Source organism: Streptomyces sp. NPDC056948 (assembly GCF_042674225.1).
Taxonomy (GTDB): domain Bacteria; phylum Actinomycetota; class Actinomycetes; order Streptomycetales; family Streptomycetaceae; genus Streptomyces; species Streptomyces purpurascens.
Window position 1 is genome coordinate 1 of the sequence record NZ_JBHUQX010000316.1, and the last position, 11,397, is coordinate 11,397.

The 11,397-nt window shown below is 69.6% G+C and carries 9 protein-coding genes; 4 read left to right on the top strand and 5 right to left on the bottom strand.

Annotated elements, in window-relative coordinates; all coding sequences use genetic code 11:
• Positions 1 to 29: 29 nt before the first annotated feature.
• The 3 genes from pyk to pta form a co-directional block, all read right to left on the bottom strand.
• On the bottom strand, positions 30 to 1,457 hold the full coding sequence (gene pyk, locus ACFTZL_RS31965) for a pyruvate kinase (RefSeq protein ID WP_382589774.1): 1,428 nt from the start codon (positions 1,455 to 1,457) through the stop codon (positions 30 to 32).
• 74 nt (positions 1,458 to 1,531) lie between these two features.
• Positions 1,532 to 2,746, bottom strand: coding sequence for an acetate kinase (locus tag ACFTZL_RS31970; RefSeq protein WP_382589777.1), 1,215 nt, complete (start codon positions 2,744 to 2,746; stop codon positions 1,532 to 1,534).
• Positions 2,743 to 4,845, bottom strand: coding sequence for a phosphate acetyltransferase (gene pta, locus ACFTZL_RS31975; RefSeq protein WP_382589780.1), 2,103 nt, complete (start codon positions 4,843 to 4,845; stop codon positions 2,743 to 2,745). The genes ACFTZL_RS31970 and pta overlap by 4 nt, the downstream gene beginning before the upstream one ends.
• 238 nt (positions 4,846 to 5,083) lie before the next feature.
• Between pta and ACFTZL_RS31980 the strand changes: the two genes are divergently transcribed.
• Positions 5,084 to 6,109 (top strand): ATP-dependent 6-phosphofructokinase, encoded by a 1,026-nt coding sequence (locus ACFTZL_RS31980; protein WP_382589783.1) that lies wholly within the window; start codon positions 5,084 to 5,086, stop codon positions 6,107 to 6,109.
• Here ACFTZL_RS31980 and ACFTZL_RS31985 read toward each other — a convergent pair.
• Positions 6,106 to 6,879, bottom strand: coding sequence for a helix-turn-helix domain-containing protein (locus ACFTZL_RS31985; protein WP_382589786.1), 774 nt, complete (start codon positions 6,877 to 6,879; stop codon positions 6,106 to 6,108). The genes ACFTZL_RS31980 and ACFTZL_RS31985 overlap by 4 nt on opposite strands.
• A 169-nt stretch (positions 6,880 to 7,048) precedes the next feature.
• Between ACFTZL_RS31985 and ACFTZL_RS31990 the strand changes: the two genes are divergently transcribed.
• The gene (locus tag ACFTZL_RS31990; protein ID WP_382589789.1) at positions 7,049 to 7,507 is read left to right on the top strand and encodes a PPOX class F420-dependent oxidoreductase; all 459 of its coding nucleotides are present in this window, start codon (positions 7,049 to 7,051) and stop codon (positions 7,505 to 7,507) included.
• A gap of 99 nt (positions 7,508 to 7,606) precedes the next feature.
• On the opposite strand, the gene ACFTZL_RS31995 is transcribed toward ACFTZL_RS31990, so the two are convergent.
• Positions 7,607 to 8,395, bottom strand: a complete 789-nt coding sequence (locus ACFTZL_RS31995) for an IclR family transcriptional regulator (protein ID WP_382589792.1) — start codon at positions 8,393 to 8,395, stop codon at positions 7,607 to 7,609.
• 170 nt (positions 8,396 to 8,565) lie between these two features.
• Between ACFTZL_RS31995 and ACFTZL_RS32000 the strand changes: the two genes are divergently transcribed.
• Positions 8,566 to 9,903, top strand: a complete 1,338-nt coding sequence (locus ACFTZL_RS32000) for a gluconate:H+ symporter (protein WP_382589795.1) — start codon at positions 8,566 to 8,568, stop codon at positions 9,901 to 9,903.
• Positions 9,904 to 9,939: 36 nt separating this feature from the next.
• Positions 9,940 to 11,277: an enolase C-terminal domain-like protein gene (locus ACFTZL_RS32005; RefSeq protein ID WP_382589799.1), complete on the top strand. Its 1,338-nt coding sequence runs from the start codon at positions 9,940 to 9,942 to the stop codon at positions 11,275 to 11,277.
• The last annotated feature ends 120 nt before the right edge of the window (positions 11,278 to 11,397 follow it).

An 11,397-nucleotide genomic window follows, 5' to 3' on the forward strand; every position in this document is an offset into this window, starting at 1 on the left:
GTTCAGGGGCCTTCACGGCCCTTTGCGGGTCAGGACTTGGCTTCGCCCAGGTGGTGGACGCGGACCATGTTGGTGGTGCCGGGGACGCCGGGGGGCGAACCGGCGGTGATGACCACGATGTCGCCGTCGTTGAAGCGGTTCAGCTTGACCAGCTCCTGCTCGACCAGGTCGACCATCTCGTCGGTGCTGTTCACGAACGGCACCACGTACGGCTCCACGCCCCAGCTCAGCGCCATCTGGTTGCGGGTGCCCTCGTCGGTGGTGAAGGCGATGATCGGCTGCTGGGCGCGGTAGCGGGACAGCCGGCGGGCGGTGTCGCCGGACTGGGTGAAGGCCACCAGGCCCCGGCCGCCGAGGAAGTCGGCGATCTCGCACGCGGCGCGGGCCACCGAACCGCCCTGCGTCCGCGGCTTCTTGCCCGGGACGAGCGGCTGCAGGCCCTTGGACATCAGCTCCTGCTCGGCCGCGGAGACGATCTTCGACATCGTCTTGACCGTCTCGATCGGATACGCGCCCACGCTCGACTCGGCGGACAGCATGACCGCGTCGGCGCCGTCCAGGATCGCGTTGGCCACGTCGGAGGCCTCGGCGCGGGTCGGACGGGAGTTGGTGATCATCGACTCCATCATCTGGGTCGCCACGATCACCGGCTTGGCGTTGCGCCGGCAGAGCTCGATCAGGCGCTTCTGCACCATGGGGACCTTCTCGAGCGGGTACTCGACGGCGAGGTCACCGCGGGCGACCATCACACCGTCGAACGCCATCACGACGTCCTCCATGTTCTGCACCGCCTGCGGCTTCTCCACCTTGGCGACGACCGGGACCCGGCGGCCCTCCTCGTCCATGATGCGGTGCACGTCCTGGACGTCCTTGGCGTCGCGGACGAACGACAGCGCGACCAGGTCGCAGCCCATGCGCAGCGCGAAGCGGAGGTCCTCGATGTCCTTCTCGCTCAGCGCGGGCACGTTGACGGCCGCGCCGGGCAGGTTGATGCCCTTGTGGTCGGAGATGACGCCGCCCTCGATGACGATCGTCTTCACCCGGGGGCCCTCGACCTCGGTGACCTTCAGCTCGACGTTGCCGTCGTTGATCAGGACCTGGTCGCCCTTGGTCACGTCGCCGGGCAGACCCTTGTAGGTCGTCCCGCAGATCGTCTTGTCGCCCGGGACGTCGTCGGTGGTGATGGTGAACTCGTCACCGCGCACCAGCTCCACGGGACCTTCGGCGAAGGTCTCCAGGCGGATCTTCGGGCCCTGGAGGTCGGCGAGGACACCGATGGCCCGGCCGGTCTCCTTGGCGGCGGCACGGACCCGGTCGTACCGGCCCTGGTGCTCGGCGTGCGTGCCGTGGCTGAAGTTGAAGCGGGCCACGTTCATACCGGCTTCGATCAACGCGACAAGCTGCTCGTGGGAGTCGACCGCGGGGCCGAGAGTACAGACGATTTTCGAACGGCGCATGGGGGCGATCCTATCGGTTTGTTTCGCAACGGAATATTCCGTCTGGCGGAAAATACAAAAGGGCGGGATGCCGCTCAGGTGTGATTCCCCGAACCAATTACCAGCGCGTAGGTCTGTGTCGCGATCTCCAATTCCTCGTCAGTAGGTACCACCGCCACCGCCACCCGGGCGCCGTCGGGCGAGACCAGCCGCGCCTCGTCGCCGCGTACGGCGTTGCGCTCGCCGTCCACCACCAGGCCCAGCTCCTCCAGGCCCGCCAGGGCGGCCTCCCGTACGGGGGCAGCGTTCTCGCCGACACCGGCGGTGAAGGCGACCGCGTCCACCCGACCGAGCACGGCGTAATAGGCACCGATGTACTTCTTCAGGCGGTGAATGTAGATGTCGAACGCCAGCTCCGCCCGCTCGTCGCCCTCGTCGACGCGACGGCGGATCTCCCGCATGTCGTTGTCGCCGCACAGACCGATCAGACCGCTCTTCTTGTTGAGAAGAGTGTCGATCTCGTCCGCGGACATTCCACCAACACGCATCAAATGGAAGATGACGGCCGGGTCCATGTCTCCCGAGCGCGTACCCATCACGAGCCCCTCCAAAGGCGTCAGCCCCATGGAGGTGTCCACGCACTTGCCGCCCCGCACGGCCGAGGCGGACGCCCCGTTGCCCAGGTGCAGCACGATCACGTTCGTCTCGGCCGGGTCCTTGTCCAGCAGCTCGGCGGTGGCCCGGGAGACATAGGCGTGCGAGGTGCCGTGGAAGCCGTAGCGCCGCACGCGGTGCTCGTCGGCCGTCTTCACGTCGATCGCGTAGCGGGCGGCCGACTCCGGCATGGTCGTGTGGAACGCGGTGTCGAAGACGGCGACCTGCGGCAGGTCGGGCCGCAGCGCCTGCGCCGTGCGGATGCCCGTGAGGTTGGCCGGGTTGTGCAGCGGGGCCACCGGGATGAGCCGCTCGATCTCGGTGAGCACGGCGTCGTCGACGACGGTCGGCTCGGTGAAGGACTTCCCGCCGTGCACCACCCGGTGCCCGATCGCGGCCAGTTCGGGCGAGTCCAGACCGAGACCGTCCTTGGCGAGTTCCTCGGCCACGGCCTTCAGCGCGGCGTCGTGGTCGGCGATCGCGCCGCCGCGCTCCCGGCTCTCGCCGCCCGCCGGGGTGTGCTTGAGTCGCGAGGACTGCTCACCGATGCGTTCGACCAGCCCCACCGCCAGCCGGCTGCTGTCGCCCATGTCGAGCAACTGGTACTTCAGCGACGAGGAGCCGGAGTTGAGGACGAGGACGCGGGACGGGCTCACTGGGCGGTTGCCTTCTCACTCGGGGACGGGGCCGGGGACTGTGCCTGGATCGCCGTGATGGCGACGGTGTTGACGATGTCCTGGACGAGGGCGCCCCGGGACAGGTCGTTGACCGGCTTGCGCAGACCCTGGAGCACCGGGCCGACGGCGATCGCGCCGGCCGAGCGCTGCACGGCCTTGTAGGTGTTGTTGCCGGTGTTCAGGTCGGGGAAGATCAGCACGCTGGCCTGCCCGGCGACCTCGGAGCCGGGCAGCTTGGTCGCCGCGACCGACGGCTCCACGGCGGCGTCGTACTGGATCGGGCCCTCGATCTTCAGGTCGGGCCGGCGCGAGCGCACGATCTCGGTCGCCTCGCGCACCTTGTCGACATCGGCGCCGGAGCCGGAGGTGCCGGTGGAGTACGACAGCATCGCGATGCGCGGCTCCACGCCGAACTGCTCCGCCGTGGTCGCCGACTGCATGGCGATGTCCGCGAGCTGCTCGGCGTTCGGGTCGGGGTTGACCGCGCAGTCGCCGTAGACGAGGACCTTGTCGGCCAGGCACATGAAGAACACGGACGAGACGATGGCGGCGTCCGGCTTGGTCTTGATGATCTCGAAGGCCGGGCGGATGGTCGCGGCCGTGGAGTGCACCGAGCCCGAGACCATGCCGTCGGCGAGGCCCTCCTGGACCATCAGCGTGCCGAAGTAGTTCACGTCGGAGACCACGTCGTACGCCAGCTCCACGGTGACGCCCCGGTGGGCGCGCAGGGCCGCGTACTGCTCGGCGAAGGCGTCGCGCAGGTCGGAGGCGGCCGGGTCGATGAGCTGGGACTCGCCGAGGTCGATGCCCAGGTCGGCGGCCTTCTTGCGGATCCGGTCGACCGGGCCGAGCAGGGTCAGCTCGCACACGCCCCGGCGCAGCAGCACCTCGGCGGCGTGCAGCACACGCTCCTCGGTGCCCTCGGGCAGCACCACGCGGCGCAGGTCGGAGCGGGCCTGCTCCAGCAGCTTGTGCTCGAACATCATCGGCGTGACGCGGTCGCTGCTGGGCGCGGAGACCCGGCGCGTGAGCTCGCCGGTGTCGGCGAACCGCTCGAACAGGCCGAGTGCCCGCTCCGCCTTGCGCGGGGTGGCCGCGTTCAGCTTCCCCTCCAGGGAGAAGAGCTGCTCGGCGGTGGGGAAGCTGGTGCCGGTCACCGACAGCACCGGGGTGCCCGGCGCGAGGCGGTCGGCGAGGGTGAGGATGTCCGCGCCGGGCACCTCGTCCAGGGTGAGCAGCACGCCGGCTATCGGCGGGGTGCCGGCGCTGTGCGCGGCGAGCGCGCCGACGACCAGGTCGGCCCGGTCGCCCGGGGTGACGACGAGGCAGCCCGGGGTCAGGGCGCCCAGGAAGTTCGGCAGCATCGCACCGCCGAAGACGAAGCCGAGCACGTCCCGGGCGAGCCCCGAGTCGTCGCCGAGGACGACCCTGCCGCCGAGGGAGTGGCTGATCTGCGAGACGGTCGGCGCGGACAGCGCGGGCTCGTCGGGCAGGACGTAACAGGGCGCGGGGAGCCGGGAGTCGAGCCGGCGGGCGATCTCGTCGCGGTCCTCGCGGGCGACCCGGTTGGTGACCATGGCCAGGACGTCGCAGCCCAGCGTGTCGTAGGCCCGGTAGGCGTTGCGCGTCTCGGCGAGCACCGACTCGACGGTCTGCTTGCGGCCGCCCACGACCGGGATCACGGACGCGCCGAACTCGTTCGCCAGCCGGGCGTTGAGCGACAGCTCGTCCGGGAGCTGGGTGTCGGCGAAGTCGGTGCCGAGGACCAGGACCACGTCGTACTCGCGGGCCACCAGGTGGAACCGTTCGACGAGCGTGGACACCAGCTCGTCCGTGCCCGCCTCGGCCTGGAGGGCGGACGCCTCGTGGTAGTCCATGCCGTAGACGGTCGCCGCGTCCTGGGTGAGCCGGTAGCGGGCGCGCAGCAGCTCGAAGAGGCGGTCGGGCCCGTCGTGGACGAGGGGACGGAAGACGCCGACCCGGTCGACCTGCCGGGTGAGGAGCTCCATGACCCCCAGTTCGACGACCTGGCGCCCGTCGCCGCGGTCGATGCCGGTCACGTACACGCTGCGGGTCACGCGCGCTCTCCGTTTCGTCTCAGTGGCATGTTCTCAGTGGTGTCTCTGTGGGATGACTCTTGAGCTGTCTCTGTGGGACGTCGAAAAATCGCCCATCGAGGTGAGCGGAACCGCCTTGACAATACCTCCGCCGATGGATAAGGCGCCCGTCAGAGTCGGGGTACCCCGCCGGGCTGGGGAGCGTGAAACAATCGGCAGAAGCTCACCGGTGTCAACAGCGAGCAGGAGACACAGCACGATGCGTATCGGAGTTCTCACCGCAGGCGGCGACTGCCCCGGCCTGAACGCCGTGATCCGGTCGGTCGTGCACCGGGCGGTCGACAACTACGGCGACGAGGTCATCGGCTTCGAGGACGGCTACTCGGGCCTGCTGGACGGCCGCTACCGCGCCCTCGACCTGAACGCGGTCAGCGGCATCCTGGCCCGCGGCGGCACGATCCTGGGGTCGTCCAGGCTGGAGCGCGACCGGCTCCGTGAGGCCTGCGAGAACGCCTCCGACATGATCCACGAGTTCGGCATCGACGCGCTGATCCCGATCGGCGGCGAGGGCACGCTGACGGCCGCGCGCATGCTGAGCGACGCGGGCCTGCCCGTCGTGGGCGTCCCGAAGACGATCGACAACGACATCTCCTCCACGGACCGCACCTTCGGCTTCGACACGGCGGTGGGCGTCGCCACCGAGGCGATGGACCGTCTGAAGACGACCGCCGAGTCCCACCAGCGGGTGATGGTGGTGGAGGTCATGGGGCGGCACGCCGGGTGGATCGCGCTGGAGTCCGGCATGGCGGCGGGTGCGCACGGCATCTGTCTGCCGGAGCGTCCGTTCGATCCGGCCGATCTCGTCAAGATGGTCGAGGAGCGCTTCGCCCGCGGCAAGAAGTTCGCGGTCGTCGCCGTCGCCGAGGGCGCCCACCCCGCGGACGGCACCATGGACTACGGCAAGGGCGCGATCGACAAGTTCGGCCACGAGCGCTTCCAGGGCATCGGCGCGGCACTCGCCCATGAGCTGGAGCGCCGGCTCGGCAAGGAGGCCAAGCCGGTCATTCTCGGCCACGTCCAGCGCGGCGGCTCACCGACCGCCTACGACCGGGTGCTCGCCACGCGGTTCGGCTGGCACGCGGTGGAGGCGGCGCACCAGGGCCGCTTCGGCCGGATGACCGCGCTGCGCGGGACGGACATCGTGATGGTGCCGCTCGCGGAAGCCGTGACCGAGCTGAAGACGGTGCCGAAGGACCGGATGGACGAGGCCGAGTCGGTGTTCTAGGCGCCGGTGCTCCCGGTGCTCCCGGTCGGGCTTTCCTGGATCCTCGTCCAGAAGTGTTCGACGATCCGGTCGAGGAAGTCGCGGGCGGTGCCGCCCGCGTCGCTGCTGCCGCCGCCCCAGCTCAGGGTGGCGGCCATGTGGCCCTGGTAGTCCTCGTGCAGCGCCCGCAGGGCGCCCTCCAGGAACGGCCGGTCCAGGGGCACGAGTTTGGCCACCGGGCGCACGTAGGCCTGCCAGCGGGTGCTGACCGCGCTGCGCAGCAGGTCGCCGAGCTTGGCGTTCCGGCCCGTGACGGTGACGAAGTCGCGCAGGCACAGGCCGAGTATGTCGGCGAGGGCGCCGGACTGGCGGTCCGTGCCGCGCCAGGTGTCGGTCTCCTCCATGCGCAGATACGCGTGGACCTCGTGTCCCACGGTCCGGGCCACGTCCTCCGGGGCGAGGCAGCGGGCGATGCGGTGCTCGCGCAGGGTGCGGGGTCTGCCGATGAGTTCGCCGGGGGAGCACCACAACACGCCCGCGAGGGCGGTGAGTTCGGAGTTGGACGGGGCCGAGGCCCCGCGCTCCCAGTCGATGACGTGGTCCGGGGTGACGCGGGGGTGTCCGTAGGAGACGCGCATGCCGTGGGCGACGTGCTCGGGTGTCATGCCGAGGGCGGCGCGCAGGCGGCGGGCGGCCGGGGCGTTGAAGGGCGGGGCCGTGGGGGCGGACTGCGGATGGGGAGTGGGAGCGGGCTGGCTCGGGCGGGCTGAAGGTCGGCGCACGCGCCACAAGCTAGGGGGACGGGGCTGCGCTGACTACGGTCTGTTCGGCCAGGATCACGGATTGTAGGAAGCTACGGCTACCGGCGGGTTCGGCCGGGGCCGAAGATCGGCTTGTCGGTCGGGGCGGGTTGAGGGTAGGGATGACCCCGGGCCTGGTGATCATGGGCCCGGAAAGGCAGTGACTTACGTGAACGGCAAGCTCAACGGGCATATTCGCGAGCGACTTCTCGCGCCGAACTTCTGGCATCTCGCGACGGTGGGGGCGGACGGAGCGCCTCAGGTATCGCCCATGTGGGCGGACATCGAAGACGAGTGCGTCATGGTCAACACCTCGATCGGGCGGGTGAAGGAGGAGAATCTGCGGCGCAATCCGTACGTTTCGCTGTCCCACCACGACCCGGAGAACCCGTACGACCGGGCCGAGATCCGGGGGAAGGTCGTCCGGTTCGTGGAGGGCGAGGAGGCGGAGCGGGGCATGGACCGGCTGACGCGCAAGTACCTCGGGCAGGACCGGTATCCGTGGATGCTGCCCGGCGAGCGCCGGGTGATGCTGCTGATCGAGCCGACGCGGGTGCGGACGCTCGAAGGTGTGGAGCCGTTCCGGGCGGGGGTCCTGCCGGACGGGGCGACCGGCTGAGCGGGATGCGCGCCTGATTCTGAGCGGTGTGGGGAGAGTGCTGGTCACGACCATGTGACCGGCACTTTTCTCGTGTGGTGGACGGTGGGCAGGTCGGCCCTAGCGCCAGTCGGGTACGCCCGAGACCGGTGGCAGTTGTGACTCGATCTTCGCTCGGACCTCCTGCATCACGGACACGATGCGGGTCTCGTGCTCCGGGGTCAGCCGGGCCACCGGGACCGAGCAGCTGATCGCGTCGACGGCCGGTGTTCCGTAGCGCAGGGCGAAGCCGAAGCCGGCGATGCCCGGCACCGTCTCCTCGCGGTCGATGGAGTAGCCGCGCTCGCGCACCCGGGCCAGGTCGGCGAGCAGGGCGGCGCGGTCGGTGTGCGTGTTCTCCGTGAGGACGGTCAACGGCCCGTCGGTGAGGGGGAGTTCGTCGTCGGCGCGTTCGGCGAGCAGCGCCTTGCCCAGCGCGCCGGCATGGGCCGGGACACGGCGGCCGACCCGGCTGATGGTGCGCAGATACTCGTGGGACTCGCGGGTGGCCAGGTAGACGACGTCCCGGCCGTCGAGCCGTGCCATGTGGATCGTCTCGCCGAGCGCGTCCGACGCCTCGTTCAGATACGGCCGGACCACCCGGATGCGGCGGTCCCCGTCGAGATAGCCGGTGCCGGTGAGCAGCGCGCGGATCCCGATGCCGTAGAGGGAGCCGGTGGCGTCGGTGCGGACCCAGCCGGAGTCGACGAGCGTCTGGAGCAACTGGTACATGCTGCTGCGCGGTACGCCGAGGTCCTCCGCGAGCTGGTCGAGGCGCGAGGGCTGTTCGCCCCGCTCCGCGAGCAGTTCCAGCAGCGCGACGGTTCTGGCCGCCGACTTCACGCCGCGGACGCCTCTGCTCTCCTCCATGGGCTCATCGTAGGTCCGCGCTGATCGCGCACATCAATCTGTGATCGCCCGGGCCATTGACCCACTCCGTTCACGCACTTAGCCTCCATCTGCATACGTGGACGCCATCTGCATACGGGGATGAGAGCCCCACCAGTTCAGAGCTCCCACCAGTTCAAAGGGGAACTGCCTTGCCTCTGCTTGTAGTCGGGATCAGCGTTCTGGTCCTGCTCCTCCTCATGACCCGGCTGAGAATGAACGGCTTCGCGGCCCTGCTGCTCGTCGCGGTGGGTGTCGCGCTGGTCCGTGGCATTCCGGTGGCGACCATCCCGGACGTCCTCTCCGAGGGCATCGGGGACCAGATCGGCGACACGATGCTGACCATCGGACTCGGTGCCATGGTCGGCCGGGTGATGGGGGATTCGGGCGCCGCACAGCGCATAGCCGGCAAGCTCCTCGACGCCTTCGGGCCGCGGTGGGTCCAGGTGGCCATGGTGGTCACGTCCATGCTCATCGGCGTGACCATGTTCTACGAGGTCGCGTTCGTCATCATCGTGCCGATCGCGTTCACGCTGGTCAGGGTCACCGGCGCGAAGCTGCTGTGGGTCGGGCTGCCGATGTCCATCGCCCTGTCCACCATGCACAGCTTCCTGCCGCCGCACCCCGGTCCCACCGCCGTCGCCGCGACGTTCCACGCGTCCGTCGGACTGACGCTGTTCTACGGCCTGTTCATCGCCGTACCCGCCGGGGCGCTCATAGCCCTGGCCTGGCCGCGTCTTCCGTTCGTCGCCCGGATGACGCCCAGCATCCCCAAGGGGCTGGTCAGCGAGCGCGAGTTCACCGAGGAGGAGATGCCGGGCCTCGGGTGGTCGCTGTTCGTGGCGCTGTTTCCCGTGGTGCTGATCGTGGCCGCGGCGGTGACCGACATGGCAGCTTCGGGAGACAGCCCGTTCCTGCACGTCGTCGCCTTCGTCGGGTCGGCGCCGATCGCCCTGCTGCTGACCCTGTGCCTGGCGATCTGGGTGTTCGGGCCGCGGATCGGGCGGAGCCTGAGCGACGTCGGCACCTCCTGTGCCTCGGCGGCCCAGGCGATGGCGATGATCCTGCTGGTGATCGGCGCGGGCGGGGCCTTCAAGAATGTCCTCGTCGAGGGCGGTATCTCCGACTACATCAAGGACGTCACCGACGGCTGGTCCATCTCGCCGATCGTCCTCGCCTGGCTCGTCGCCGTCATCCTCCGCATCGCGCTCGGCTCGGCCACGGTCGCCGTGGTCACGGCCTCAGGTGTGGCGCTGCCGCTGCTGGCGGGGAGTGGGGTGCACCCGGAGGTGATGGTACTGGCCGTGGCGTGCGGCTCCATCGCGTTCTCGCATGTGAACGACCCCGGGTTCTGGCTGTTCAAGGAGTACTTCAACCTGTCCGTCGTCGAGGCGATCAAGGTGCGTACGTCCTATACGACGGTGCTCGCGGTGCTCGGGCTGGGGGGTGTGCTGGCCGTCGAGTGGGCGCTGGACGTCTTTGGGCTGTAGACCGATTCATCCATGACACAAGGGACTTGGACCAGCATGAGCAGCAGCAGCCAGCCGATCGTCACCGGGTTCGCCGTCTATCCCGTCGCCGGGAGGGACAGCATGGAGCTGAACCTCTCCGGTGCGCACGGGCCGTACTTCACTCGCAACGTCGTCGTTCTCACTGATTCCGAGGGGCGTACCGGGCTGGGGGAGGTGCCCGGCGGGGAGAAGATCACGCGGACGCTGCGGGATGCCGAGTCGCTCGTCGTCGGGGCCAAGGTGGGTGACTACCAGCGGGTGCTGCGGGAGATCGGGGAGCGGTTCGCCGACCGTGACGCCGGTGGGCGGGGTGCCCAGACGTTCGATCTGCGGACCACGGTTCATACGGTGACCGCGGTGGAGTCGGCGCTGCTCGACCTTCTCGGGCAGCATCTCGACGTGCCGGTCGCCGCGCTGCTGGGGGATGGGCAGCAGCGGGACTCCGTGCGGGTGCTGGGTTACCTCTTCTACGTGGGTGATCCGGACCGGACCGATCTGGAGTATGTCCGGGAGCCGGACTCGGACGTGGAGTGGTACCGGGTGCGGCACGAGGAGGCGTTGTCGCCGGGGGCGATCGTGCGGCAGGCGGAGGCGGCGTACGACCTGTATGGGTTCCGGGACTTCAAGCTCAAGGGGGGTGTGCTGGCGGGTTCGGAGGAGGTCGCGGCGGTGCGGGCGCTGAAGGCGCGGTTTCCCGAGGCGCGGGTCACCCTCGATCCGAACGGGGCGTGGTCGCTGCGTGAGGCGGTTGAGCTGTGTCGGCCGCTGGTGGGAACGTTGGCGTACGCCGAGGATCCGTGTGGGGCCGAGGGGGGTTACTCGGGGCGGGAGGTTCTCGCGGAGTTCCGTCGTGCGACCGGGTTGCCCACCGCGACGAACATGATCGCTACGGACTGGCGTCAGATGGCGCATGCGCTGGCTCTTCAGTCGGTGTCCATTCCGCTGGCCGATCCGCACTTCTGGACGATGCGGGGGTCGGTGCGGGTGGCGCAGTTGTGCAACGCGATGGGGTTGACGTGGGGGTGCCACTCGAACAACCACTTCGACATCTCGCTGGCGATGGTGACGCACTGCGGGGCCGCGGCTCCGGGGGAGTACAACGCGCTGGACACGCACTGGATCTGGCAGGAGGGGCTGGAGCGGCTCACTGTTTCCCCGCCCCGCATCGTCGACGGCGAGGTCGCGGTTCCGGATGCTCCGGGGCTGGGTGTGCGGCTCGATATGGACCGGCTTCTCGCGGCGCACGAGCTGTACCGGGAGAAGGCGCTGGGGGCGCGGGACGATGCGGTGGGGATGCGGTACCTGGTTCCGGGGTGGGAGTTCGACGGCAAGCGGCCGTGTCTGGTGCGGTAGGCGCGTCTCGCCGGGTGGTGGGTCGGGGACGTGTCGGGGGGTGTCCGTCCTCGGAACGGCGCGATGGGGGCGGATACCGACTGACTGTTCGTTGACGCGCCAACCGCTGCGGGCGGACAC